This is a genomic window from Methanobrevibacter millerae, from assembly GCF_900103415.1.
Classification (GTDB): Archaea; Methanobacteriota; Methanobacteria; order Methanobacteriales; family Methanobacteriaceae; genus Methanocatella; species Methanocatella millerae.
In genome coordinates this window covers 85,644-112,462 of sequence record NZ_FMXB01000009.1, presented here as the reverse complement: position 1 = coordinate 112,462, position 26,819 = coordinate 85,644, and the positions used below count along the sequence as shown (strand labels likewise).

The 26,819-nt window shown below is 36.2% G+C and carries 26 protein-coding genes and 1 riboswitch; of the genes, 11 read left to right on the top strand and 15 right to left on the bottom strand.

Annotated features, from left to right (window positions below; translation table 11 throughout):
• Positions 1-1,248: hypothetical protein (locus F3G70_RS06665; protein ID WP_316502679.1), on the bottom strand; the 1,248-nt coding region annotated here is incomplete at its 3' end.
• Between the two features lie 66 nt (positions 1,249-1,314).
• Positions 1,315-2,169 carry a hypothetical protein gene (locus F3G70_RS06660; RefSeq protein WP_149731923.1) on the bottom strand — a complete coding sequence of 285 codons (855 nt, stop codon included), beginning with the start codon at positions 2,167-2,169 and terminating at the stop codon, positions 1,315-1,317.
• Positions 2,170-3,040: 871 nt separating this feature from the next.
• On the opposite strand from F3G70_RS06660, the gene F3G70_RS06655 reads away from it, so the two are divergent.
• Positions 3,041-4,159 carry a radical SAM protein gene (locus tag F3G70_RS06655; protein ID WP_149731922.1) on the top strand — a complete coding sequence of 373 codons (1,119 nt, stop codon included), beginning with the start codon at positions 3,041-3,043 and terminating at the stop codon, positions 4,157-4,159.
• A 2-nt stretch (positions 4,160-4,161) separates the two neighbouring features.
• Here F3G70_RS06655 and F3G70_RS06650 read toward each other — a convergent pair whose 3' ends face one another.
• The 3 genes from F3G70_RS06650 to F3G70_RS06640 all read right to left on the bottom strand — a co-directional run bounded on the left by F3G70_RS06650 (position 4,162) and on the right by F3G70_RS06640 (position 7,344).
• Complete coding sequence (locus tag F3G70_RS06650) at positions 4,162-4,740, bottom strand: AAA family ATPase (RefSeq protein WP_149731921.1); 579 nt, start codon at positions 4,738-4,740, stop codon at positions 4,162-4,164.
• Between the two features lie 2 nt (positions 4,741-4,742).
• On the bottom strand, positions 4,743-5,519 hold the full coding sequence (locus F3G70_RS06645; protein ID WP_149731920.1) for a ParA family protein: 777 nt from the start codon (positions 5,517-5,519) through the stop codon (positions 4,743-4,745).
• Between the two features lie 523 nt (positions 5,520-6,042).
• A complete protein-coding gene (locus tag F3G70_RS06640; RefSeq protein WP_149731919.1) occupies positions 6,043-7,344 on the bottom strand; it encodes a TrpB-like pyridoxal phosphate-dependent enzyme in 1,302 nt (433 codons plus the stop codon).
• A gap of 93 nt (positions 7,345-7,437) precedes the next feature.
• Between F3G70_RS06640 and F3G70_RS06635 the strand changes: the two genes are divergently transcribed.
• Positions 7,438-8,475 carry a DUF1786 domain-containing protein gene (locus F3G70_RS06635; protein ID WP_149731918.1) on the top strand — a complete coding sequence of 346 codons (1,038 nt, stop codon included), beginning with the start codon at positions 7,438-7,440 and terminating at the stop codon, positions 8,473-8,475.
• A complete protein-coding gene (locus F3G70_RS06630) occupies positions 8,468-9,124 on the top strand; it encodes a CehA/McbA family metallohydrolase (RefSeq protein WP_149731917.1) in 657 nt (218 codons plus the stop codon). The genes F3G70_RS06635 and F3G70_RS06630 overlap by 8 nt, the downstream gene beginning before the upstream one ends.
• A gap of 12 nt (positions 9,125-9,136) precedes the next feature.
• Here the strand turns inward: F3G70_RS06630 and albA are convergent, their stop codons facing one another.
• Together albA and F3G70_RS06620 are read right to left on the bottom strand one after the other, a co-directional pair.
• Positions 9,137-9,406 carry a DNA-binding protein Alba gene (albA, locus tag F3G70_RS06625; RefSeq protein WP_149731916.1) on the bottom strand — a complete coding sequence of 90 codons (270 nt, stop codon included), beginning with the start codon at positions 9,404-9,406 and terminating at the stop codon, positions 9,137-9,139.
• Positions 9,407-9,437: 31 nt separating this feature from the next.
• On the bottom strand, positions 9,438-10,982 hold the full coding sequence (locus tag F3G70_RS06620) for a 2-isopropylmalate synthase (RefSeq protein ID WP_149731915.1): 1,545 nt from the start codon (positions 10,980-10,982) through the stop codon (positions 9,438-9,440).
• Between the two features lie 201 nt (positions 10,983-11,183).
• Between F3G70_RS06620 and F3G70_RS06615 the strand changes: the two genes are divergently transcribed.
• Positions 11,184-11,906 (top strand): sugar phosphate isomerase/epimerase family protein, encoded by a 723-nt coding sequence (locus tag F3G70_RS06615; protein WP_149731914.1) that lies wholly within the window; start codon positions 11,184-11,186, stop codon positions 11,904-11,906.
• Between the two features lie 149 nt (positions 11,907-12,055).
• Here the strand turns inward: F3G70_RS06615 and F3G70_RS06610 are convergent, their stop codons facing one another.
• Both F3G70_RS06610 and F3G70_RS06605 read right to left on the bottom strand, forming a co-directional pair.
• Positions 12,056-12,850 carry an HAD family hydrolase gene (locus F3G70_RS06610; RefSeq protein ID WP_149731913.1) on the bottom strand — a complete coding sequence of 265 codons (795 nt, stop codon included), beginning with the start codon at positions 12,848-12,850 and terminating at the stop codon, positions 12,056-12,058.
• Positions 12,851-12,957: 107 nt separating this feature from the next.
• Positions 12,958-13,758, bottom strand: coding sequence for a hypothetical protein (locus F3G70_RS06605; RefSeq protein WP_149731912.1), 801 nt, complete (start codon positions 13,756-13,758; stop codon positions 12,958-12,960).
• A 189-nt stretch (positions 13,759-13,947) separates the two neighbouring features.
• Between F3G70_RS06605 and gatA the strand changes: the two genes are divergently transcribed.
• The 3 genes from gatA to F3G70_RS06590 all read left to right on the top strand — a co-directional run bounded on the left by gatA (position 13,948) and on the right by F3G70_RS06590 (position 17,496).
• Entirely contained in the window at positions 13,948-15,318 is a 1,371-nt protein-coding gene (gene gatA, locus F3G70_RS06600; protein WP_149731911.1) for an Asp-tRNA(Asn)/Glu-tRNA(Gln) amidotransferase subunit GatA, read from the top strand.
• Positions 15,319-15,579: 261 nt separating this feature from the next.
• On the top strand, positions 15,580-17,070 hold the full coding sequence (locus F3G70_RS06595; RefSeq protein ID WP_149731910.1) for a nucleotide-binding protein: 1,491 nt from the start codon (positions 15,580-15,582) through the stop codon (positions 17,068-17,070).
• Positions 17,071-17,496: a hypothetical protein gene (locus tag F3G70_RS06590; RefSeq protein WP_149731909.1), complete on the top strand. Its 426-nt coding sequence runs from the start codon at positions 17,071-17,073 to the stop codon at positions 17,494-17,496.
• Here the strand turns inward: F3G70_RS06590 and ribB are convergent.
• Both ribB and F3G70_RS06580 read right to left on the bottom strand, forming a co-directional pair.
• Entirely contained in the window at positions 17,493-18,179 is a 687-nt protein-coding gene (gene ribB / locus F3G70_RS06585; protein WP_149731908.1) for a 3,4-dihydroxy-2-butanone-4-phosphate synthase, read from the bottom strand. The genes F3G70_RS06590 and ribB overlap by 4 nt on opposite strands.
• Positions 18,180-18,224: 45 nt before the next feature.
• A riboswitch (FMN riboswitch) is annotated at positions 18,225-18,358 on the bottom strand.
• Between the two features lie 39 nt (positions 18,359-18,397).
• Entirely contained in the window at positions 18,398-18,772 is a 375-nt protein-coding gene (locus F3G70_RS06580) for a DUF120 domain-containing protein (protein WP_149731907.1), read from the bottom strand.
• Between the two features lie 90 nt (positions 18,773-18,862).
• Here F3G70_RS06580 and tfrA point away from each other — a divergent pair, with 90 nt between their 5' ends.
• On the top strand, positions 18,863-20,506 hold the full coding sequence (gene tfrA, locus F3G70_RS06575) for a fumarate reductase (CoM/CoB) subunit TfrA (protein WP_149731906.1): 1,644 nt from the start codon (positions 18,863-18,865) through the stop codon (positions 20,504-20,506).
• Here the strand turns inward: tfrA and F3G70_RS06570 are convergent.
• Together F3G70_RS06570 and F3G70_RS06565 are read right to left on the bottom strand one after the other, a co-directional pair.
• Complete coding sequence (locus F3G70_RS06570) at positions 20,499-21,803, bottom strand: amidohydrolase family protein (RefSeq protein WP_149731905.1); 1,305 nt, start codon at positions 21,801-21,803, stop codon at positions 20,499-20,501. The two genes, tfrA and F3G70_RS06570, sit on opposite strands and share 8 nt — an antisense overlap.
• 43 nt (positions 21,804-21,846) lie before the next feature.
• Positions 21,847-22,059 (bottom strand): histone family protein, encoded by a 213-nt coding sequence (locus F3G70_RS06565; protein WP_149731904.1) that lies wholly within the window; start codon positions 22,057-22,059, stop codon positions 21,847-21,849.
• Positions 22,060-22,247: 188 nt separating this feature from the next.
• Here F3G70_RS06565 and hisG point away from each other — a divergent pair, with 188 nt between their 5' ends.
• The 3 genes from hisG to pyrB are packed head-to-tail and all read left to right on the top strand — an operon-like array spanning position 22,248 to position 24,527.
• Positions 22,248-23,108, top strand: coding sequence for an ATP phosphoribosyltransferase (hisG, locus tag F3G70_RS06560; protein WP_149731903.1), 861 nt, complete (start codon positions 22,248-22,250; stop codon positions 23,106-23,108).
• A complete protein-coding gene (locus F3G70_RS06555) occupies positions 23,105-23,599 on the top strand; it encodes a flavodoxin domain-containing protein (protein ID WP_149731902.1) in 495 nt (164 codons plus the stop codon). Before hisG ends, F3G70_RS06555 begins: the two co-directional genes overlap by 4 nt.
• Positions 23,592-24,527: an aspartate carbamoyltransferase gene (gene pyrB / locus F3G70_RS06550; RefSeq protein WP_149731901.1), complete on the top strand. Its 936-nt coding sequence runs from the start codon at positions 23,592-23,594 to the stop codon at positions 24,525-24,527. The genes F3G70_RS06555 and pyrB overlap by 8 nt, the downstream gene beginning before the upstream one ends.
• On the opposite strand, the gene F3G70_RS06545 is transcribed toward pyrB, so the two are convergent.
• Together F3G70_RS06545 and F3G70_RS06540 are read right to left on the bottom strand one after the other, a co-directional pair.
• Positions 24,520-25,695, bottom strand: a complete 1,176-nt coding sequence (locus tag F3G70_RS06545; RefSeq protein ID WP_149731900.1) for a Cdc6/Cdc18 family protein — start codon at positions 25,693-25,695, stop codon at positions 24,520-24,522. The two genes, pyrB and F3G70_RS06545, sit on opposite strands and share 8 nt — an antisense overlap.
• Before the next feature lie 629 nt (positions 25,696-26,324).
• The gene (locus F3G70_RS06540; protein WP_149731899.1) at positions 26,325-26,819 is read right to left on the bottom strand and encodes a DUF2299 domain-containing protein; all 495 of its coding nucleotides are present in this window, start codon (positions 26,817-26,819) and stop codon (positions 26,325-26,327) included.

Below are 26,819 nucleotides of genomic sequence, written 5' to 3'. Positions count from 1 at the left end.
AACCATGTCAACAGACTGGGTTACATATCCTCCTTGAGGATTGATTGAATACTTTTCATCACAATAAACAGTCCCTACAACAGTATTAAATGTATTTCCATTACCACTTCCAGAATTTATTTTAACATATTGTATTGCATTAAAATAGTAAATTTGGGTAATATATGATTGAACAATATTTAAACTGCTAATAACAGCCATGTTAGGGCCATATACAGCAATATTATTAATACTTTTAACATTAGTAACTGATCCTTGCATTACATATATACCTCCACCATATGTAGCAGAGTTATTTTCTACAATAGAATTTGAAATGGAACCATAGTTTATATTTGCTCCACCACCATATCCATAAGCAGTGTTATTAACGATAATACAATTATCGATTGAAGTGGTACCATCCATAGCCTGCTCTACAATAGCTCCACCACCATAATATGCAAGGTTATTGATGAAAGTTGATTTTGAAATTTTACTGCCTGAGCCTGAAATAACAGCACCACCACCAATATAAGCAGTGTTGTTAATGAAAGTTAAATTATAACCATGGAAATTTGTATTAGGTTGCATTTGATGGACAAATAAAGCACCACCATATGCAGCGGTATTATTAATAAATGTAGTATTTCTGATAATACCGTTTTTTCCTATCCAATTAACGGCTCCTCCACCGTAGTCATTAACTTTATTGGATATGAATCTGGAATTTTCTATAATTCCGTTATGGCCTGCCCAAGTTACAGCACCACCATACGCATCATTTTCTGAATATCCATTAACGATATTCAAATCTTTTAATGTAACGCCATTTGAACTAATTTTAAAAATTTTTGCTTGGTTCATACCATCAATTGTATAATTGTTACCATTAATAATAATTGATTTTGAAATAACTATACCTGTCTTAACATCTCCAGGCTGATATCTATAATTTTTATCTAGATTTATTGTTCCAGATCCACTATTAATCAATAATTGTAATTCGTTAAATGATCCCTCTCCAGCTGAAAGAACATCATCATTTTCAGCAGCAGCTGAAAGAACTTCATCATTCAACTCTTCATTTTCTTGCATCGATATGCTTAAAACTTCGTCTTCAAAAATAATATTCTCCCCAACACCTAAAACATCGAAAGATGAATCAAATGTTGATTCGGAAATATTTCCGCTGGCGCTAACTACTCCTAAAGTAGCTGATAAAAATACCAGCAATAATAATATGTATAAAATCGATTTGCCTTTCATAATTACACCTTTTTAATTAAAATCCCCTCAACAATATATCACCTGATATGTGAAATTTTTTGATTTTTAGATTTTACCTCTCATTGAATTAAATTGAAAATAATTGGGAAAAAAAGCTTGATGAATATTGATAAATTGGATGGAAATTGAATAAGAAGTTATAAAAAAAGATTTTGGGATAAAAATAATGGTTAAATCGCTTCCTACAATTGAATTATCAATACAGTAAGCGTAATTACCGTTAGTTTTATTACTACAAATGATAATTTTTTCACTTATTTCATGATATAAATGCTCATTAGGAGTGAAAATTAAAATACCGTGATTCAGCAAGTGCAAATCCTTAAATTCTACAAATTTGAAAACATTGTCGCTGAAATCAACAGGTTCAACAACATTATGTTCCATCATAATGTCCATTAAAAGGAAAGCATCAAAATTATAGATATATGAAAAATTATTGCCGACAGCCGTATCATTTGAAGTTGAATCCAAAATTATATCTTCACTATACGTTTCATTTAAAATACAGATCAAAGATTTTTCCAAAATACCTTCATCCACATGATTTGAATATTCAGCATTATTATAATTTGCCTGCGGGAGGTCGCAGGAAGGCTCGAAATACTCGATTACAGCTTCATCTTCATTATAATTATCCTGAAAAACAATGCTACTTTCATCGATTTGAATGTCTTCATGTGTAGGTACTTCTTCAAAAACATGATTTATTTCGACTTCACCGGATTGCTGATCCATGCCGACATAGGCATCGCTGACATCTTCGACGATAACAACTTCATTAACTGAAACTGCTTCATCAACTGAAACTGCTTCTCCAGCTGACACTGTCGAAAGTGAAAGCAATAATATTGCCAAAAGCATTAAGAATTTAGTAATTCCGTTTTTTGAAGTCTTCATAATAATCACATTTTACAAAATCGTTTTTCCCTCATGCTATTCATTATTGAATGTACAAAAAGTGCCAATAAATCATAGTATTAATTACATTGTCAGTCATCATATATAAACTATACAGTTTTACATGAAAAATTGCAAAAAATATCCAGTTTGATATCTATTAGATACAATTTTATCGTACTGTATAGTAATTTTAAAAAATATTGACAATATCCAATTATAACAAAGTTATACTGACACGGTTCAAATATAACAATGTTAAGGTGGAAAGGATACTAAAAAATAGATTGAAAAAATCTATTGTAAATGGAAAAAACCGCATCCGAAAAGGCCAAAAAAACTAAAACCAAAAAAAACGAAAGAAGCGTTTTTAAGAGGATTTTTCAAAAAAAATTAAATGTCTCAAATAATTATGTTAATTTATTCAAGAGTATAAATTAATTAATTATATTAATTAAAGTTAATTATAGCTATTATATTAAATTAACATAATATTCATTGATATTATTAATTATTAATTGTTTAAATCAATTTAATCAATATCAAGATATAACTCTGTTAAAATTTCACAATCCTTTTACAATAAACGATTAATATATAATTTATAAAGCAATCTCATGAAAAACAAGTAAATTTATAAATATATGTAAATAATGCTTCTCATATTATTATATTATTCATTAATTATAATATAAATTAAAGGATTTATCCAATATATAAAATATATATGCAGACTGTATATTTCAAGAATCCTAATGATTAAATCATAAATTCAACACTTTATCGAATAGTTTATACCGGAAAAATTACTCCTATATATTAATTATACAATAAATATGATTAAATATAACAAAAATACAATATTATTACTATGACAACATTGGAGAAGATGAAAATATTAACCGATTCGGCACAATATGATTTATGCGATTACGTAAATCACAACAAAAGCTCTCAAGTTAATTTGCCGGGAATTTATCATGCAACCGGACATAACGGCTGTCAGATTCCACTTTTCAAAACTCTTCTTACCAATAAATGCAAAAATGACTGCAAGTACTGCATTAACCAGTCCAAAAGGAATTTTACAAGGCTGGAACTTGCTCCCGAAGAACTGGCCAGCACCTTTCTGAACTATTACAATAGAGGCCTTGTCAACGGATTATTCCTAAGTTCAGGCGTTGATAAGGATGAAGATCTTACAATGGAAAAGACAATAGAAACCATAAGAATCCTGAGAAAGGACTATGGCTATGACGATTACATCCATTTGAAAATCGTTCCTGGAGCTTCAAAAGATTCAATTAAAAGAGCAATGGCTCTTGCCAATAGAGTAAGCATTAATATAGAGGCCGCAACCGCATCAGGCCTTGCTGAGCTCTCATCAACTAAAGATTATAATAAGGATATACTGAAAAGGCTGCATTGGATAGATAATTTACATGGAAAAAGTACAACATATCCTAATTCTACCCATACCACACAGCTCATTATCGGTGCAAATGACGAAAGTGACAGGGAAATTCTACACAGAATGGAAAAAATTTACAATAAAACCAAGCTGAAACGTACATATTTCTCCGCATTCTCACCAATTGAAGAGACAGAATTTCAGAATAAGGAAGCCTGCAGTACCGACAGAACCGCAAAACTCTATAACGCAGACAGTCTGCTTAACGATTATCATTTCAAACTTAAAGAACTAGTATTTGATGAAAACAACCAACTGTCATTAACTCAGGATCCGAAGATTCTTGCTGCAGAGAACATGGATATATTCCCCGTAGAAATCAATTCTGCACCATTCGTTGAACTGATTCGCGTACCTGGTATCGGTATAAAGTCCGCTAGAAAAATAATTTCTATCAGAAAAAAAATGCCTTTCAAAAACAAAAACGAATTGAAAAGGTTAGGTGTGGTTGTAGACAGGGCTGAAAAGTATATAAAAATAGATGGAGCTTATCAAAGTCTATTGGAAAACTTCGAATAAGCTTAAATATCTTCAAACAATTTCCATATGTGTGGATATTTTTTAGAAACCGCTTCATCAATCAATATGGAAGCTTCTCTGCTTATACTGAATTCTGGCTCGGTTTTTCTTAAGTATCTAAATACTGCAGCTGATCTTGAAGACCATAAAGTAATTCTTGGATTCTTATCCACAATATCCAAGACTTCAGCTACATTCTCTTGTTTTTTGAGTTCTTGTGTATCTTGTAGGCTGTCTTCAGTACCTTGTAGGCTACGTACGTCTTCGGACGTTTCGCTAATTTCACTACTTCTATCGCTGTCTTGAGTACCATCTTCTACATCTCCTTGTTTAATAGATTCTTGAATATTATCGTCATTATCTACATTAGATTCATCGTCATCTATATTATCTTCACTAGATTCCTGAATATCTTCTGTATTAATTTCATCATCTACAATATCTTCATCATTAGATTCGCTAGATTTTTCCTCGTTTTCCTTTAGCATGTCATCTAACGATAAGGCGTTATTGCTGTCAAAGTCTTCATCATAGTAATTTGGTATTAAAGAATCCAATCCCTTACCAAGCCCACGATCCATTTTTAATCACTTCCATCTCTTTCTAATATTTCTTTTGCCAATTTTAGATAAGCCTTGGTTCCAGTACTTTCCGGATCATATATTAAACATGGTTTTCCAAAACTTGGAGCTTCAGCCAATCTAATGTTCCTTGGAATAATTGTTTTTAGAAGCAGATTGGTACCGCCAAAATAATTCTTCAACTCTTTGTGAACATCCCTGCTCAATCTGGTCCTCTTATCATATAAAGTAAGCAGGATTCCTTTAATTGGGGTAGGGCTCCTAAGCCTTTTTTCAACAAGTTTAATGGTATTTATCAAATCGGCAACACCTTCAAGTGCGTAATATTCCGCTTGAATCGGTATCAATACGCTATCTGAGGCGACTAATGCATTTACGGTTAAAACACCTAATGAAGGAGGCAAATCAATGAAAATATAGTCAAACAAAGGAACAACATCTTCAAGTGTATTTTTCAGAATGATATGATAATCATCCTTCTGACTTAATTCAACACCTGCTCCACTCAATGATATGTTGCTGGGAATAATGAAAAGGTTTTTAATAAACGTGGGAATCGTGGCTTTCTTGACATTTATATCCCCTATGATTGCATCATAAATGGTATTCTGAAGCTCGTTTTTATTTATTCCAAAACTAGTTGTAGCATTGGCCTGAGGATCCATGTCTACTACCAAAACGGATTTTCCCATTACAGCTAGAGAAGTTGCAGTATTTACGACTGTAGTGGTCTTTCCACAACCTCCTTTTTGATTCATTACGGCTATGACTTCGCTCATTGAATAATTCTCCTAATTAAAATGATACCTTTAAGTTAAAAGGTATAGAGAACTACACCTTCCAACTTAAATGAGATAAATTATAAGTTAACGTGAAACTTTAAGTTAAAAGGTTTAGAAATGCTAAACCCTCCAACTTAAATGAGATAAATTATAAGTTAACATGAATAAGTTAAAAGAAATACCTTCAAACATCCACATTATACCTTAAAACTTCTAAGGTAGAAGGAATAACTTATTTTTTATAAGTTAAACCGTCTAACTTAAAAGTGATAAATTTTAAGTTAACATGAATAAGTTAAAAGAAATAACTTTTAACATTTAAGTTATTATGAATAAGTTAAAAGATTTAACTTTTAACTGTTAAGTTATATTTTATAACTTCAACCTTATAAAGTATTTGTTTTCACAAATAAGTTATTAGTTATAAGTGAAAAGTTATAAGTAAAAATATAACTTATAAGTGATAAGTGATAAGTTATAACAAGAAAAAATTAAAAAAATAAAAGAGTGAATAAACACTCTATTTTGCGTTTTGCATAGTGCCTTCAAAGTAAGAGGCATATCCTTTCAAATCAAGCATTCCATGGCCTGAGAAATTCATGACAATAGTTTTTTCCTCGCCAGTCTCCTTGCATTTCAATGCTTCGTCAATGGTTGCCTTGATTGCATGAGTAGTTTCAGGTGCAGGAACGATTCCTTCATTACGTGCAAAGGTAATTCCGGCTTCAAAGACATCTTTTTGATGGACTGACCTAGGTGAAATGTATCCTTCTTTAGCTAAAAGTGAAACAATTGGAGACATTCCGTGATATCTTAAACCTCCTGCGTGTACGGTTGGAGCTACAAAGTCATGTCCTAAAGTGAACATCTTAAGCATTGGAGTAAATCCGTTTGTATCACCGAAGTCATATTCATAGCTTCCTTCAGTTAATGTAGGACATGCGCTAGGCTCAACTGCTATGAACTCGGTTTCGGAATTTCCGGCAATCTTATCCTTAAGCAACGGGAAGAAAGATCCGGCCAAATTACTTCCACCGCCTGCACAGGCAATCATTATGTCTGGTTCGGTTTCAAGCTTTTCAAGCTGAAGCTTCAATTCCTGACCGATGATTGTTTGATGAAGCATTACATGGTTTAAAACACTGCCTAAAGAGTATTTGACCTCATCATTAAGTAAAGCCTCTTCCATAGCTTCTGAAATTGCCACACCCAAAGAACCAGGATGGTCCGGATTTTCGGCAAGGATTTGACGGCCGACCTTGGTGTTTTCACTTGGGGAAGCGAATACCTGGCTGTCGTAAATGTGCATTATGTTTTTACGGTCAGGTTTCTGGTTGAATGATACCTTAACCATATAGACGGTACAGTCCAAGTCAAGCATGTTACATGCCAAAGATAATGCAGTACCCCATTGACCAGCACCGGTTTCTGTAGTCAACCTTTCAACGCCTTCCTTTTTGGCGAAGTATGCCTGAGGAATAGCTGAATTCAACTTATGTGAACCGGTAGGAGAGGTATCCTCACGCTTATAATAGATTTTAGCGGGAGTGTTTAAAAATTTCTCTAGTCTAGTTGCTCTAAATAAAGGAGAAGGTCTTCCAATCTGCATGTAAAGCTCTCTGACTTCATTTGGAATATCCACATATCTGTCAGGTGAAAATTCTTGAGCTAAAGCAGCTTTGGTAAAAGCCTTTTGTAAGTCTGAAATTTGATCTTTTCCTTCACTGTTTATCGGTTCCGGAAGTGGAGAAGGTAAATCAGCAAGAATGTTATACCATTTTTTAGGCACTTCATCGGAATCTAATGTAACTTTATAATTCATGTTAATTATTTTATATTAATGTACTATTTAAAACTTTGTTGTACAAAATTGTGCAATCAATATATTAATAAAATGAAATCTAAAAAAATTATTATGAGAACTTTAGCTATTGATGTAGGAACCGGAACTCAGGACATTATGATTTACGATGATGAAAAGGAATTGGAAAATTCGATAAAGCTGGTGCTTCCTTCCCCTCACCTATACATCTCCCAGCAGGTAAGGGAAATTGAAAACGACATCTATTTCAAAGGAGAGATAATGGGCGGAGGAAAGCTTAAGAAAACATTGCTTGAACATATGGAAAAAGGATATAAAGTGGTAATGGAAGAGACTCCGGCAAAAACAATCAGGGATAAGTTAGAACAGGTTGAAGCGATTGGAATTGAAATAGCTTCAAAGGATAAGGATTATAAGGATTACACCAAATTAACGTTGGGAGATATCAACATCACAAAGCTATCAGAATTCTTACTGGGATATGATTTGGAGTTCGATTTTGATGAAATAGCCATTGCAGTCCAAGATCATGGAAACAATGAGAACATGGGAGACAGGGATTTCAGGTTTGAAAAAATCAGGGAAAAGCTTTCGCAACCTATCAGGCCGGAAGATTTTGCATTCAAGGGAAACACTCCTGACTACTACACAAGAATGAAAGCCGTTGAAAGGATTATAAAAAATGAAGGAATTGAACTGGAGCCTTTAATGATGGACACCAAATTCGCATCAATAGCAGGAATGTGCTGGGATGAAACAGCATTGAAATTAAACAGCTTCATTGCAATAGACATCGGAAACGGACACACGACGGCAGCATCAATAGAAGACGGGAAAATCCAGGGAATTTTCGAGCATCACACCTCATCATTAACACCCGAAAGCCTTGAAAACTACCTGAAACGCCTGGCAGATGGAGTAATAACCAACGAAGAGGTCTACAATGACCACGGCCATGGGGCTCACGTCATCAATCGGATTTCAAAAATCGAAAAGGTAATTGTAACAGGTCCCAAACGCGAATTAATTGAAAAAACCAATCTCGACTGGCATCACGCCTGCCCTGGAGGTGACGTGATGATGACCGGAACAATAGGATTAATTAAAACTTTAGAGGCCTATGATGTATAGGATGGATTCACATATTCACAGCGTATATTCGCCGGATTCAAAATCAAAGTTGGAAGATATCTTCAGGGTAGCCAAAAGCAGAGACCTTGATATAATAGCCATAAGCGACCACAATACCGTGGAGGGCTCACAGGTTGCCCAGAAGATGACAAAGGATGATGATTTGTTTGTAATGCCTTCAATTGAAATATCATCCCTTGAAGGCCACATTTTAGGATTCGGCTGCAGCGAAAACATAAAAAGGGATCTGCCGGCAGCGGAAACAATAGATTTGATACATGACCAGGCAGCGCTGGCAATAATACCTCACCCATACTGCTTTTACCGCCACGGCCTTTTTTGCAAGGCAGACTATGAGGATTTAAAAGTTGACGCCATAGAAACAAAAAACGCACGATTCATTGTAGGCTACTGCAACGGCAAGGCTAAGAAATTATCCGAAAAAGAAAACTTGCCGGGTCTTGGAGCAAGCGATGCCCACTACTATAAGTTTGTAGGTGACTGCTATTCTACAATAGATTGCGAAAAGGATATTGACAGTATATTAAAAGCAATAAAAAAAGGAAAAACTGAAGCCCTTGGAAAGGGAACTTCAAACATAAAACTGTCTAAATATCTCTTTGACTATAGAATATTAAAGAAAATTTAGTAAAGAGTTTTTTTAGTATTTTTCTAGTCTAATTTGGATAATAGATACGTTGGTTGTTTCACCATTGTAATTTTCAACTTCTTCGGTAGAAATCTGAATGTCTGAAACATCACAATCCTGAACGAAACTGTTTCTAACGATTTCTGCAGTGTCAACAGCACGGCTAATGGCTTTGCCTCTAGCCCTTAAAGTTACTGAGTCATATTCGTTGAATTGCGTTACAACAGCCAATACGTAATTCATTACTGGTTTGTTACCAATAAATATGGTATTTTCTTCCATGTTTTACCCCCTGATTAAAGAATTTTTAGTTTTAAATTTCTTGAGTACGTTTGATTAATAATAGCTTATTTATAGAATCTAAAACTGCTAAAATACTTGCCATAACAATGTCTTCATTAATAGCTCTTCCGGTGGATTTGTTGCCTTCATTGTCTGAAGAAATAACAAAAACGTCAGCTAAAGCATCTGTCCCACCATTGATAGCTTCCAGATTATATTCTTCAAGTTCAATATCCATCGTATCTTGAATCAAGTCACGTATAGCATTTAAAGCAGCGTCCACAGGTCCGACACCGGTGTTTGATGTTTCCTTTTCAACTCCGTCTATTTCAAGCTTGACGGTTGCGGTTGGAGAAACGATAGCTCCACATAACAATCCCAAGCCTTTCAATTTGATTGGGGTTTCACGGGCTGAACTGAGCTCGGTTAAAGCTATAGCCTTTAAGTCATCATCTGTTACACATTTTCCTCTGTCACCCAATGCCTTAATTTGATTAAAAACTTTTTCAAATTGTTCATCATTTAATTCGATGTGGTAATCTTTTAATTTGGACTTTAAAGCATTGGCGCCTGTGTGTTTACCTAAAACAATTTTTCTAGAATGACCTACAAGTTCGGGTGATATAGGTTCATATGTAGAAGAATTATTTAAAATACCATGAACATGAATACCTGATTCGTGGGCAAATGCATTATCACCAACAATTGGCTTGTTTACCGGCATCTTTACACCAGTTAATCTACCTACAAAATCTGATAGACTATATAATTGCGAAGTATCGATATTTAATTTAATCCCATATGCGGAATAAAGAGCAACAACAATTTCTTCAAGAGAAGTGTTACCAGTACGCTCTCCCATTCCATTAACAGTAACGTGAGCCTGATTGGCACCGCATTCAATGGCTGTTAAGGTATTAGCCGTAGCAAGACCAAAGTCATTGTGGAAATGAACGCTTACAGGGATTTTAAAGTTTTCCTTGATGTCGGTCATGAGCTCCCTTGTAAGAATCGGCGTGAGGATTCCGACAGTATCGGGAACGTCTATAAAATCGGCACCGGCAGATACAACTTCATTGTAGAAGTCAAAGAGGAAATCCCTTTCGGTTCTGGTAGCGTCTTCGGCGGAAAACTCCACCGTCAATCCGTGATCCTTGGCGTATTCTACAGCTTCTACCGCAGTAGAAATGATAGTTTCTTTAGACATTTTTAATTTATAGTCTCTATGCAATGGAGAAGTACCTATAAAAGTATGGATATATTCCAAATCGGCATCCAAAACTGCATCTATGTCATCCTTGACGCTTCGAGCCAAACCTACGACAGTTGAATTCAAATCAAGGGCCCTGATTTCTTTTGAGGCTTGAAGCTCTCCTTTTGAAGCGGCTGGAAAACCCACTTCAATCTTATCAACGCCCAGCTGATCCAGTTTTAAAGCGATTTGAATTTTTTCGTCAACCGTTAAAGCAACTCCAGGAGTCTGTTCGCCATCCCTGAGAGTGGTATCGAAAATATAAATCTCATCTGCAAGATTCATATCCTCTTTCTTTAAGGTTTCGATAGTTTTATCATACATAAAATAATCTCCATTTGGTATAATTAATAATTGATTTTTATTTTATTATAAACTTTTGTATTAATTAAGGGTAAAAAATAAACATTAATGAAATATTAAAGTAAAAAAGCACAATTATTGGTCATGTTAAGGCATTAGGTAATAGGACTGAATACGATTTCTAAAAAAACTATAATAAATGAAAAAAACAAATAAGGGTATATGAAAATCGGTTTTACAACTCTATCCATGTTTATGGACGATAATCTGGAAATAATAAAAAAAGCTCATGAACACAACTTTGAGATGATAGAAATACTTGGAGAATCACCATTTTTTAAAAAGGAAAACACTATGGCTTTTAAAGACTGTGGATTAGAGGTATCAATACATGCTCCGACAGTGGACATTAACATAGCCAGTTTAAATGAAGGAATAAGAGCTGAAAGCTTAAAACAAATGAAGGAATGTATAGATTATGCCGAAAGCATTAATGCACATGCAGTAACCGTTCATGCAGGTAAAATTGGCAGGAACGACCCCCCATTAAGAAATATGGCCCTTGAATTAGCATGTGAAAGCATATCTGAATTGGTTGACTATGCTGAAAACGTTATAATTTCAGTTGAAAACCTGCCTGTAAGACAGGCTTTTCTTGGAAACAAGATAGAAGAGCTTGAATTATTTAAAAGCGAATGTGGATGTAATATAACCATTGATGTGGGTCATGGAAACACAACCGGGAACAATGAGGAACTGCTTGAGTTAAAAGACATTACCTACTGCCATCTGAATGACAACGACGGCGTCAAGGACCAGCACATTGCACTGGGCGATGGAACCCTTGATTTAAGTCTTTTAAAAAGAATCGACAAGGGAATCATTGAGCTGAACAACTTCAACAATATCCTCAAAAGCAAAAAGGTCATTGAAGACAATTTGTAGAACACTTTGAAGGCTGTGTTTAATTGAATAATCAGTTGATTAAAATGCTATAATCTATTATAAAATATGATTTAATTAATTGGAAAAATAATATAATAAACTCTATAATATATTGGCTTAAAAAACAGTAAGGATATGTAGATTGGCAATTAAAAATCGATGTCCTTTACTTCGCGGATGCTTTCGATAATGTAGTCAGTCTTATCCATCAGTTTGGGTGAGACCTCTTCCTGCTGCTCGACAGTCAATACGCTGACATCAGCCCTGTTGAATGCCAGAACGTCATTTAGTCCGTCACCGACCATCATTACCTTGTATCCTTCATCCTGAAGGGACTTTACAACTTCACATTTTCCCCTGGTGGAAACGCTGCCGTGTGCATTGTCCTTATTGACTCCAAGCATGTCGGCCAGTCTATTAATAGCTCCCTTTCTGTCGCCTGATGCCAGAACGATTTCATAGCCCTGGGACTTCAAATTATCTATTGTATCCACAACGCCGTCAAAGAGTTTGCCTGAAGAAGTTATCGTATAGGCAATGATTCCGATGTCCATATCCAGAATGACAGCTGATCCGTTGCACAGTTCCATGTGGGGAACAAGCTTTTTGAGGATTGGAAACCCGTCGGTGATGTCTTTTACAACGGCTGACTTTTCATTAAGCAGAATTTCCCTAACATCTTCTTTGGTGGTTTCAAATCGGGTGAAGCTCACGTCAAAATCAATGTCATATTCCCTTATTACATCGGAAATCAATGTGTTGGAATCCAAATCCAGCAATTTGTTTGTATTGTATTGAAGCACTACCAATGCAAGGGAGTCGGACTGGTCAATTAAATCGAGTGAATTGATATCTGTGAAGATATTGCCAGACATTACGTCCTTAATAACCCTATAACGCTCAATTAACGTTCCTGAGTTATCAAATACAATAGCTTTTTTCATATTAAATAATTTGAGGTTAATTTTATATAAAATTTTTTAATAGTTATAAGTTGTAAGTTATAAGTTATAAGTGACAAAATTAAAAAAAATAATAAAAAAGTTAAAAGTTAATAGCAATTAATTGTATCAATTGCATAAACAGGTTCGTATTGAGGATTTACATCATCACAAGGAGAATCCTGATTAGAATCAAAATCTTCATCAAATGCAATTACAGGTAAGGAATCATCATTTGGAGAATAATGTTCTATACCAGTAACTGGTTCTGTAACAAGTTCAGTGAAAACTTCTTCATCAGGAGTCATACCATAATATGGTGCGATATAATCTGAATAAGGTATTGTTATTCCTAAGTGTTCAGCAGTACGGGTATATGCACTTTCAGGCAAGTATCCGTTATGATCAACAATGAACAGTACTTCATCATAAGTTAATGCGAAATAATCATCATCAATATTGGATCCGCAACTGTCATTATGTCCTTTACAGATTAAATTATCATCTAATTTTTTAGTAACGTCACCAATAGGGGAATATTTACCACATTCAGCACATTGTACATATTTATCAGCAGTATTTAAACTATTATGTACATAATATGAACTATAATCTCCATTATAAACGTGATAATCTGTATCATTGAACCCTGGTTGTACAAAAATCGGATGAGTAGGTGCAACTTTCGCAGAATAAGTGTTTGGGGAATATGTATTTACATTTTCAAAGAATGTTTGAACATCACTTAAACTAACCACTTTTGCAACATCACCGGCTGCAGGATTATTTCCATGCGGCGCAAGATCAGCCTGAGGAGAAGTAGCTTGAGGAGAAGCACTATCATCAACAACATTTACTCCAGTTTCATTTAAATATAATGCATAACCGCCTGATATGAAACAAATGACCAAAACAATTGCTAATATGCTTGTTATTTTCTTAATATTTTCACCCCCACTTAACAGTGTATGTTAATTATTTATGACATAATGACATATAAAGTTTACTATATTTTTGCCATAAATGATGTGCTGAAAAAACTAAGTTATATAAACGTTGAAAAATAAATCTATATTCATTATATTTATCAAGGTGTTTTAATGAATGTTATTGAAAAATTAAATTCCATCAAAAGTGGAGAATTAACCGCTAAGGAAAATGTTGAAAACTTCCTTAAAGTTATTAAAGAAAATAATGACTCCATTAACGCATTTATTGAATTGAATGAAGAAAATGCACTTAAGCAAGCTGAAGCTATTGACGCTAAAATAGCTAATGGAGAAGAAGTGGGAAGCCTTGCAGGTCTTGTATTCGGTATCAAGGCAAACATTAACGTTGAAGACTTAATCATATCTGCAGCTTCAAAAACCTTGGAAAATTACTATGGAAGTTATAATGCAACAGTAGTGGATAGAGTATTGGCAGAAGATGGAATAATTATCGGAATTACAAATATGGATGAATTTGCAGCAGGCAGTTCAACTGAAACTTCCTATTACGGACCGACCCAAAACCCTAAGGCTATGGGCAGGATTCCTGGAGGTTCATCAGGAGGAAGCGCTGCAGCCGTTGCAGCTAAAATGTGTGATATTTCACTCGGTTCAGATACGGGCGGATCCATCAGAAACCCTGCATCACACTGTGGTGTTATCGGATTCAAGCCAACATACGGTGCAGTTTCAAGGCAGGGTCTTTTAGACCTTTCAATGAGTCTTGACCAAATCGGACCGTTCGCAGAAGACATGAGCGGTATTGCTCTTGCATTGAATACCATTGTCGATTACGATGAAACCGAATGTACAACCCTGAACTGGGAAAAACCTGATTTCACCAAAGATTTGGAAGAAAAATCCCTTGAAGGAATGAAAATAGCTATCTGTAACGACTTTATTGAAGTCACCGATGAGGAAATCAACAAGACAATCAACATGGCCATTAACAAACTGGTCGATGCCGGAGCTGAACTTGTTGAAGTGTCATTTGACCACATTGACTTATGTTTACCTACATATTACTTGATTAACTATGTTGAGTTCTTCTCAGCTACAAGAAAATATGACGGAAGGGATTACGGATACAGGATTGAAGAGGTCTGCGGAGATGAGGTATTAAGAAGAATCAAAATCGGTTCCCACATTGCACAGGCCGAATTCAGTGGAAAATACTATAAAAAGGCATTGAAGGCAAGGTCACTTATCCGTGATGAAATCAATGCTATGCTTGAAAACGTAGACCTGATTGTAGGTCCTACCGTTCCTAAGCTTCCTCACGAAATCGGCGATGAGCTGGATCCTATGGAAATGTATGCCTACGACGTATTAACCGTTATTGCAAACCTTGCGGGCATTCCGGCAGGAAGCATTCCGGCAGGAACAGTTAATGACATTCCTGTAGGTCTTCAAATACAGGCAAAACCTTTGGATGATGAAAAAATCATTAAAGCTATGAGTGTATTTGAAAACGTTCAATAAATAAGGGTTATATTAACCCTAACCATTTATTTTTTTAATTAATTAACCATTGAATAAGTAAAAATACTAAAGTAAAAACCGTTAAAATACTAAAGTAACAAAAAAACATGATTTTTTATATAAAATCAAACGATAAAAATATGGCTTGTACAAGAAAAGAAGGTGTAAAACTAATCCAAATAATATAATTTTACACTTGAAATCTATGTCTAAATAACATATAAAAATTATGAAAATCATAGAATTATTTGAGGTTATTTTATGACAAGGATTGGACTTGCTTACATAAAGGGTGCAGTTCCGGGATTTGAGGATTTTGGAAATTTACCAACAGATATCGTTAAGGAAAACGGTTTGGTTAATGGTAACAGGGCAAGCGAAGAGCTTGATGCATTAATCATACCCGGCGGAACGCTGATTGAATCAAACGACATTAACATGGAGTTGAACAAGGAAATCCTTAAGATGGCTAAAATGGGAAAGCCGTTGATTGGAATATGTGCAGGCTTTCAGCTGATGTCAAACCAGATTGATATCGGAAGAAAATCCGAAGTGCCTATCGTAAAGGAAGGTTTAGGCCTTATTGACGTTGAATTTTCCCCGTTAATTACAAGCGACAGGGTAAAGGCCAAGGTCTTTGACAACTCATTTTTAACCAAAAACCAGACCGAAGACGTAAACGGTTTTCACACGCATACCTACGGAAAGGTGGTCGGTGACGCAAAGCCCTTATTCTATTCAAAAGTCCAGAGAATGAATTACGGCGATACAAATGAAGCCGGAGATTATAACATATTTTCAGGCGCATGCAACGATGACGGAAACGTTATCGGAACGATGATTCACAATATCCTTGATGAAAACCCGATTATTGTAGAAAATTTGCTTAATCAAATAGACGCAAAAAACCTTGAAGAAATATACAATAGAAACCTGGAAGTCAAAAAGCATATTCAAAGCGAAGTCGGAATCGGCTCTGGCATAAAGATACCTCAAAGAAAAATTAATGAAAAACCGAAATTTTTAATGATTGGAAGCAACGGCTCCGATTCCGGAAAAACGTTCATATTGACGGGATTGGCAGGGGCACTGAGAAAAAGGGGATACAAGGTAGCGCTCCTTAAAGTCGGCCCCGACGTACGTGACATCATTCCCGGATTATACTTGACCAAGGATCGCATGAACGAATTCAGCTCCATCAAGATAGGACACCTGGGCTGGAGTGACATAGAATCTACAATAGCAAAACTGAACTCATCAGACTATGACATAGTTCTGATTGAAGGCGTCATGAGCGTGTTTACGGGACTTCTAAACGAAAAGGTTCCATTCTCGGCAGCTGAAATCGCAATGTCATCAAATATCCCAATGCTTTTAATGTCAGGGGTAAATAAGGGAGGAATCGAAACTGCGGCCATCGATCTGGTGGCACATGCCAATATGCTTGAAAAATTCGGCGTTAACGTGAAAGGAATCGTGTTGAACAAGGTATATAATGAAGATATATTCGATAACGTGGTTCCGTATATTCAAAAAAATTCTACAGTAGAAAATATTTTCAGCGTCGGCAAGCTCAAACTGAAAACAAGGGGCTTCACTCCTGAAATCGAAATCAGGTATGATTTGTTCACAAAAGCGGCAATGGATCTTGTTGAAGAATCCCTTGATATTGATAAAATAGCTGATATGGCATCAGAAGTTAAATTTAATCGTATAATACCATTTGAAGAAATAAAGGATAAGGTGATATAAATGGCACTTAATTTAAGCCCTGAACAGGGAGTTAAACTAACTAAAAAGGACAGGTATCAGGTTGCAAGAAAAATAAAACAGGGATGGAAAGCTAACTGTCTGATTCCTGATTACGTTTTTGATGAAAACGGAGACATTCAGATAGGTTCTCCAAACAACCGCCGTGTCGTTAAAATAGTTAAAATCATGGACGATGGAATTCATATAGAAAATGCTCTTAAAAGCAAAACCCTCAGGGTTCCATGGGATAAGATATCTCTGGTAGAGCCTACAAAGGAAGTGAGGGACGGGTTAAAAATAGGAATGTATGACGGCAAATACATTGCATTCAGCATTTACAACTCATACAAGATACAGCAGATTACCCAATTCATAATCAACTATATTCAAAATAAAAGAATGGATAATACTAACATGTACAGTTAGTATTCTTCTAAATATTTATTAATGATGTCTTCGCCTCTAAGCAAGACAAGTCCGTTTTCCTCACCATATTTGCGGGCATCAGCAACGGAAGTTGCCTGACCTGTTTCGCCGTCCATCATTTCACAGACGACACAGACCGGAGTGACACCTGCCATCTCACATAGCGCAAGACCTATTTCAGTATGTCCCCTTCTGTTTTTTACAAGTCCGTCAGCTCCCCTTAAAAGGCAAACGTGACCTGGTGAACGGAATGTTGCACCAAATTCATCAAATCTTTCTTCTTTCATCATTATGGCCATTTCGCTAATGGTCATTGCTCTGTCGTGGTCTGTAACGCCGGTAAATGATTTTCTATGATTTGTCCATATGGAAAATGAAGATCTCTCATCATACGGAATGTCTGTAGGCGCAAGCTTTGCCAGTTCAGGATAGGTTTCGGTTGCAGCTTTCATGATGTCAACCATGAAAGGCAAATGAATTGCTTCACAGAAATCTGCGTGTAAACAGTTGCAGATTAAGCCGCCTGCATCGTTTCTCATAGTAGCAATTGATTTAGGGGTTACAAACTCGGAAGCGATAATCATATCAACTTCGCCTTCCCTATCATCGTCGTCAAAAACCAGAACGAATTCACCATTTCTAATAGCTTCTAAAGCCTTATCTAAATTTGTTTCTTGATTCATAGTAAAGTCTCCATGTGTACTAGAACCAGGGTTAAAAAATAATCTACTTATTCTCTTCCATCCGGACTGTAACCGTCGGTTTTGGAATCTCACCAAATCAACACTGTTTCGTGCTCGTGGACTTATTTTTTAAAAAATCACCACCGGTGGGGAATTTCACCCTGCCCCTGAGAACGTATAAAAAAATTTATCAATTATGATATAAAATACTTTTGATTTCAAAATTCGATAGTTACAGTATCGCCGTCTTCCAGATTCAGCTCATCCCTCAGCTTCGCCTCGGCGATAAATTCCAGATAATTTTCAGTATGCTGGGTTTTGGCTGGAAATACAATGGCTCCATTTATTTCATCGTTTAAAACCGCCTTGATGTATTTTACTGCACCAAAACCTTCATCAGGTTCTATTATATTTTCACAATTATCCTTAACTTCATTAATCTCTTTTAAGTATTTGTCATCGACTATGACATTCAAGGTGCCCGGAAACGGCTTGAAACCGCAGTTTGCGATAAAGTTTTCAACATAAAAATCCTGTGAAAGGAAAAAGGCAGCCTTTCCCAAACCCGTCGTTACTTCTCCATTAAGTCTCATTCAATAACCTCTAATATGATTATGTCAATTTACATATTTATATTAAATATAAAAAACAAAATAGTATTAATAATTTTGAAAGGTATTAAAATGGAAGTTAAGGAAATCACAACAGATGTATTGATTGTCGGATCAGGCGGAGCCGGTTCAAGGGCAGCAATTGAAGTTGACAATGCTGGTCTTAAAGCTACAATCGTGTCAAAAGGACTTTCTTTTAGATCCGGTTGTACTGGAATGGCAGAAGGCGGATACAATGCTGTTTTTAAGGCTGTCGATATAGAAGACTCCATAGATGCTCATAAAAAGGATACCTTAAAAGGTGGTAGTTATTTAAACGATGAAAAATTAGTTGATATTTTAGTAAACGAATCACCTAAAAGATTAATTGATTTGGAAAACTATGGAGCATTATTTGACAGGCAGGAAAACGGTAAAATCGCACAAAGGCCATTTGGCGGACAAAGCTATAGAAGAACCTGTTTCCAGGGAGACAGAACTGGAGCTGAATTGTTGAACGCTCTAAAGGAAGAAATTATTAAAAGAGACATTGAATGTATAGAGGAAGTGATGATAACTTCCCTCGTACAAGATGGCCTTCAAGTAATTGGAGCAACCGGATTTGACTTGAAAGATTCCAGTTTAATATACTTTAAGGCAAAGTGCGTGATATTTGCCAGTGGCGGAGCCGGCCAGCTGTACCCCGTAACTTCCAATACCTTTCAAAAAAATGGAGACGGCTTTGCAATAGCCTACAGGGCAGGAGCAAATCTCATAGACATGGAACAAATCCAATTCCACCCTACAGGAATGGTAACTCCCGAATCCAAAAAGGGAGTGCTGGTGACTGAAGCCGTGAGGGCCGAAGGAGGCATTTTGCTTAATAAAGACAGCGAGCGCTTCATGAGCAAATATTCACCTGAAAAAATGGAGCTTGCAACCCGTGACGTTGTCGCAAGGTCAATCTATCAGGAAATCATAGAAGGAAGAGGCAGTGAAAACGGCGGGGTTTACCTTGACATTTCACATCTCGACGATGATTTAATCGATGAAAAGCTCGAAACCATGGTTTTGCAGTTTGAAAACGTCGGTGTTGACATTAAGCATGAGCCTATCGAAGTTGCACCTACAGCACACCACTTCATGGGCGGAATCAAGATAAATACGGACGCATCAACTTCACTTCCTAATTTATTTGCCTGCGGAGAAGTCTGCGGAGGAGTTCACGGAGCCAACCGTTTAGGAGGAAACGCCCTTGCAGACACTCAGGTGTTCGGAAAGATTGCAGGTGAATCAGCTTCAAAAACAGCTAAAGAAACTGAACTTAAAAGTAACTTAGAGATGGTTGAAGAAGAAAAGTCCAGACTTGAAGGATTAATAAAGCCGGGTTCCATCAAGGCATCCGAATTCAAGGAAAACATCAAGAAGCTGATGTGGGAAAAGGTAGCTATCGTTCGAGAAGAGAAAACATTAAACGATGCCTTGCGAGAGCTGCAGGCCATGCAGAAAGAGCTTGTTAATTTGGAAGTATCAGATAAAAGCCAGTACAATACGGAGCTTCTGACAGCTCTTGAAGTAATTAACATGGTTGAAATCTGCATATTGGTTGTAAAATCAGCTATACTTCGTCGTGAAAGCCGTGGAGCTCACTTCAGAAGCGATTTTCCTGAAAGCAATGACGCCTGGAAAAGAAGTATCGTTATGAATAAAAATAAAATAAAATTTGAAGCTAGATAGCTTTTTTAAGCTGATCTATAGCTTCTCTTGCTTTTTGATAAATTTCCTGCTCATCCAATGTAGTCAATTCCTTGTTTTCCATTAATATCTGACCGTTACAGATAGTGGTGTCTACATTGGAACCGTTGGCAGCATAAATAATGTTGGAACTTAAATTGGAACTGTCCGGAACCATATTTGCACAGTTGGTATCAATTAAAATCAAATCTGCTTTTTTACCGACTTCAACTGTTCCTATTTCATCATCCAATCCCAATGCACGGGCACCGTTAATGGTTCCCATTGCAACAGCTTCATCTGAAGTCAATACCTTAGGATCTAAAGTAGCAACCTTTTGAAGCAGACTGGCTGTTTTAAGCTCTTCAATCAAATCAAGATTATTGTTTGATGAGGCTCCGTCAGTACCGATAGCTACACAGATATCGTTTTCAAGCAGTTTGGATACCGGAGCTATTCCTGAAGCCAGTTTCATGTTGCTGCAAGGATTGTGTGAAATCTTAACATCTTTCTCTTTAATGATTTCGATTTCCCTGTCGCTCAGCCATACGCTGTGAGCACAGACGACGTCAGGTCCCAATAGTCCGATTGAATCCAGGTATTCGAAAGGCCTTAAGCCCTTTTCTGCTGATACGTCATCGATTTCCTTTTGGGTTTCGCTAACGTGTATGTGAATTCCGATGCCTGTTTCATCAGCAAGCCTTCTTACTTCCTTCAATAATTCCTCTGAAGCCGTGTATGGTGAGTGAGGTCCGAAAAATACCTTGATTCTTCCGTCTGCAGTATCGTTGCAGTTTTTAAAGAGATTCATGTTTTCTTCGATTTCGGCCTTTCTTTTTTCCTCATCGCCGAAATCAATCATGCCGTATGACAATACAGCCCTCAATCCGGATTCATCCACTGCCTTTGCAACGTCTTCCATATAGAAGTACATGTCGGAAAACGTTGTAGTTCCTGATTTGATTAATTCGACAGCACCCAATAGAGCGCCTATATAACAATAATATCCATTAAGGTTTGCTTCAACAGGCCATATGTTTTCATTAAGCCATTCATCAAGAGCCAAATCATCGGCCAATCCTCTGAATAGAGTCATTGACAAATGGGTGTGGGTATTGACTAAACCCGGAAGCAATATCTTATCTGTTGCGTCGATGATTTTATCAGCCTTATCTTCTGGGATTTCATCTGCTATTTCATCGATTAAATCATTTTTAATTAACAAATCCTTCTTTCCTTCAATATTGTTTTCAGGATTTAAAATCAATGCGTTTTTAATTAAAATTGTATTATCTGCCATAATAACACCTTTAAAAAAAATAAAAAAAGTAAAAGACTTATATCTATAAGCCTAATTCATTTACTGCGAATTTAATATCTTCAGCTTTAATAGTTTTACGTTTTGCTAATTTTGCAGCTTCGTTAGCTTTAATAGCAATGTTACGTGCGATTTCATCTAATGCTTCAGCTAATTCAACTTTTGCATCTTCACTGACTCTTTCAGCACCAGTATCTTTAATGATTCTAGCGATTGGAGCTTTTGGAATTTCAGACATGTTTTTCACCTCACTAAAATATCGATTACTGACTTATGACTGAAATTTTACATCATAAGTTAAATATTCTTTTATTTTAATCATATTTAAATATTTTGATAAATTAAGGATTACCTAAAAATAATTTCAAATAAGTATTAAAAAGAAAACAGATAAATTAATATACAAATGAAATATTAGGTGTTTGGATGAAATTGAAAATAGCCGTTCCATCTAAGGGAAGAATAAGCAATCCGTCAATAGACATTTTAGAAAAGGCCGGATTGGGCTTAAAGGATAATAATAACCGACAATTAATCTCAAAAACTCATAACAAGAATATTGACATTATGTTTGCCAGAGCATCAGACATTGCGGAATTTGTATCTGACGGAATCGTTGACATGGGAATAACTGGCGTTGACCTGATAAAGGAAAGCGAAAGCGAAGTGATTGAACTTCTGGACCTGAATTTCGGACAGACAAAGCTTGTTCTGGCATCCCCTGAAGACTCACAGATAAATTCGATTGATGATTTGACTTCGGAAATGACAATAGCTACGGAATTTCCCACATTAACTAAAAATTACCTTGAAAGCCATAAGCTGGAATGTAAAATCGTGAAACTTAGCGGATCAACCGAAATAGCTCCATTCATCGGCGTTGCAGACCTGATTACTGACCTGACAAGTACCGGAACCACATTGAAGATGAATCATTTAAAGATTATAGACACGATTCTTGAAAGCACTATCGTATTAATTACAAACGAGGAATCCCTGAACGAAAAAAAGACACTGATAGAGGCCGTAAACAGAAGCATCAAGGGAGTGATTGACGCTTTCGGCAAAAAGCTCATCATGATGAACGTCAAAAGCAGGGATTTGGAAGAGGTTAGAAAGCTGATGCCTTCAATGGAAGGACCAACAGTATCAGAGGTTTTAGCAAAGGAAAAGACGGTTGCAATTCAGGCCGTTATCGATGAAGACCAGGTATTCGAACTTGTAAATGACTTGAGAAACGCAGGCGCTAAAGACATTCTGGTAGTGCCTATTGAAAGGATTATATGAAAATTGTAATATTTTATTCAACGTTGATTGAAGATACCAAAGAGTCCGCTGAAATCTTAAAGAATTTAATTAATGCGGAAGTAGTGCTTATTCCAATTGAGAGAGCCAAGGATGAATGCATACTGAAGTACAACTTCATAGTCCTGGGAGCCTCAGCCTACAACGGCAGGGTTCAAAACTCATTCAAGATATTCATTTCAAGAAACATCAAGACGCTGCTTGGAAAACCTCATGCGTTATATGTAAATGGAGATGAAAATTTAGACATCTTGTACAATTTGAACAAAGCATTTACACCGGAACTTATAGAATCTTCATTCGCATGCGGAAACTTCGGTTACAATATCAATACGGATAGAGGAAACTTCCTCGAAAGGAGAAAATCCAAAAAACTTATCGAAAAAAGTGGTGAAATACCTTCTTTGAACAAAGAGGAAATTGAAAATTACGCTAATAGGATTAACGATATAATAGAAAAAAGGGTTGGTTAAAATTTTTGATTTGAAAAACATAATATCAATAAAGGACATGAAAAGATCAGATATCGACTACCTGCTTGACGAAGCATCCAAACTGGAAGACATCGCCCAGTCAAGGGAAATATCCGAAGAGCTAAAGGGAAAACTCCTGGGAGTGATGTTTTTTGAACCTTCCACAAGGACAAGAATGTCTTTTGAAACCGCAATGAAACGCCTGAGCGGAGAATGCATAGGCTTTGAAAGCAGCGGCTCTTCAAGCGTGTCAAAAGGTGAAAGCATTGCAGATACTGCAAAAATGTTTGAAGGCTACTGCGACGCCCTGGTAATAAGGCACGAACTTGAAGGAGTGTCAAAATTCATATCAGACGTGGTTGACGTGCCTGTCATTAATGCGGGAGACGGAGCGGGACAGCACCCAACTCAGACATTGCTTGACCTATACACCATAAAACAGGAAATAGGCTCAATAGACAACTTAAAGATTGCTCTTATCGGAGATTTAAAGTTCGGACGTACGGTTCACTCTCTTGCAAACGCACTGTGCCTTTATGACAACGTGGAGCTTTATTTCGTATCACCACCTGAACTGAAGATGCCTCAGGAAATCCTTCACGATTTGGACAAGATGAACATGTCCTACACCGAAGTTTCAAACATAAATGAAATAATAGACAAGGTTAACGTCCTATACGTCACCAGAATTCAAAAGGAACGCTTCGGTGACATTGACGATTATTTAAAGATAAAAGGAGCCTATATAATTAACAAAAAGATGCTTGAAGGCAAGGATTTGATAGTCATGCATCCTTTGCCTAGAATAGATGAGATAGATGGTGATGTTGACGATACGAAATACAACAAGTATTTCAAGCAGGCGGCAAACGCAGTGCCTGTGAGAATGGCAATTTTAAAGACATTAATAAAGAACAACCCTAAATAGTCGGGTCGTAGAGGCTTGATTCAAGCAGGTCCTCATCGCACTGAAGCTTGATTATGTTTGTTCTTCCCTTTCCACGTCCACGGGAAATGGTATTTGTAGAGATTATACCAAGCATCTCAAGCTCATTGATAAAGTCAAAAATCCTTCTGTAGGTTACTGCATCCTTTTTTGACACTTCCTTATAGGCATCATACAATTTACCGGAAGTGATTTCCTCGTTTTCATTAGTCAAATTCAAAACAGCTTCCAAAACCCTTTGCTGCTGGGTTGGAAGTGTCTTAACGACATCAACGAATTTATCATGTTCTATCCTGTCCTTAGCCATTTTTACATGTTCGCTTTTGATGGTTTCTGATGCCTCTTCACCGGCAATGAAACCTGAAGTCTTCAATAAATCCAAAGCGAATCTTGCATCACCCTCTTCCTTTGCAGCCATTGCTGAACATAAAGGAATGACGTCGCTTTCAACAACGCCTTCATTGAAGGCAAGTTTAGCCCTTTCGTTTAGGATATCGGTCAACTGACTGGCGTTGTATGGCGGAAAGACAATCTCCTTGTCGTTGAGACTGCTTGTTACCCTTGACTTGATTAATCCCTTGAAATCAAGGAAATTACTGATTGATAAGATTGAAACGTTATCTGTTCTGGTCAAGGTGTATAAAATACCGTCACCGTCCTTGTTAAGCAAAATATCAATTTCGTCCAAAATAACGATTAAAATAAGTTTCTTGCCGAATGCGTTTGTCCTGAAAATGTCACGGAATGTGTTTACGACTTCAGCCTTTGTCCATCCCCTGTGAGGAACGTCACGACCAAGCTTCTTACACAATTGTGCCAGGACCTGGTATTCGGTAGTGTAATCGGTACATCTGATATATTCAATCTTGATGAATACGTCCTGATCGGCTGAGTACTCCAAAAGCTGTGAACGTGCAAATTTGGCGGTAGCTGTTTTACCTGTTCCCGTTTTGCCGTAGATTGTGATGTTGGTTGGAGTTACGTCATTCAGCGCATCAACCCAATATCTGGCAATCTGTGTTACTTGATCTTCCCTGTGTAATAATTTTTCAGGTAAAAACCTATGATCCAAAGGCCTTTTGTCCTTAAATATTACATTTTCTTGTTGTATCCCTTCGAAAATATTGTCTCTTTCAAAAATGTTTGCCATATTCCCACCATAAAATATTATGAAAAAAATAGAAAAATTACATAAGTACAATTTCCAGTGTTAATATATAAACAAGGTCTTAAATAAACTTTTTCATTGTAATAGTGAAAACGAAAAATCTTAAAATTACTTAAAATCCTTTGATTTTGTAAATTATTATTTAAAACTTATAATTTAACTTAAAAAATGATAAGCATAATTTATTTTAAATGAAAATGAATAAAATTAATTTAAATTTTTAACAATTTCGAAGTACCATTTCAATTAAAAGAGTAGTATTTCAAATGTAAAATCTCGCCATAATAATGACAAATCATTGCCGTTTTGGAAAACGGAAAAAATTTTCATGTAATCTATCACGATTTGTCATTAATAGAGGGGGGTACATTTCAAGTGTAACCCATATTTTCCGGCGGAGTGAAATCGAGACATGGGTTTCAACTGTAAAGAAAAAATGATTTTTTCAAAATGATGTTTAAATTAAAAAATAAGTAATATAAGGTCTTGAATCTTGATTTTGAGCAAAAAAAATATAGGTCGATTTCAAGTGTATTTTTCACTTGAAATATACCTCTTCGTTCTTAATATACCTTCGTTAGCGTTTCACTTGAAACACATGTCCCTCTCTCTTAGATGAACATGGAGTTTTCATTGGAAGCTTCAGTTGTAGGGGTATTTACTGTACCGAAAGTCTTTTCGATTAACCATACACACTGGATTTTAGCCTTAAATACCCTTTTTAAAGCGTCATATAAACTGTTTTTAGTTAATCCGTCATTGAAAATCTGATAGGTAATAACATACTGCTGCAATAGGTTGGTTGACTGATCCACTGCAAGCTGACAGTCTACAAGGAACCTGTTGATTTCCATATTTGTTTTAAGGAGGAATTTGGTTCTTTCCTTAGCATCGGTATTGGCCATTAATTCCAGGTGCTGTGGAGATACCTGAGTAGCGCATGCAACAACAATGAAATCTTTTCCTTTTGGTTTAACAACATCCATTATGTTATCCTTTGGAAATTCTACGATAAAATGATAGTCAGAATTATCATCTACTTTTTTTTCTCTGAAAATTCCTTCATCTACAATCCAGTTTTTTACTGTTTCTTCATCAATTGTCAT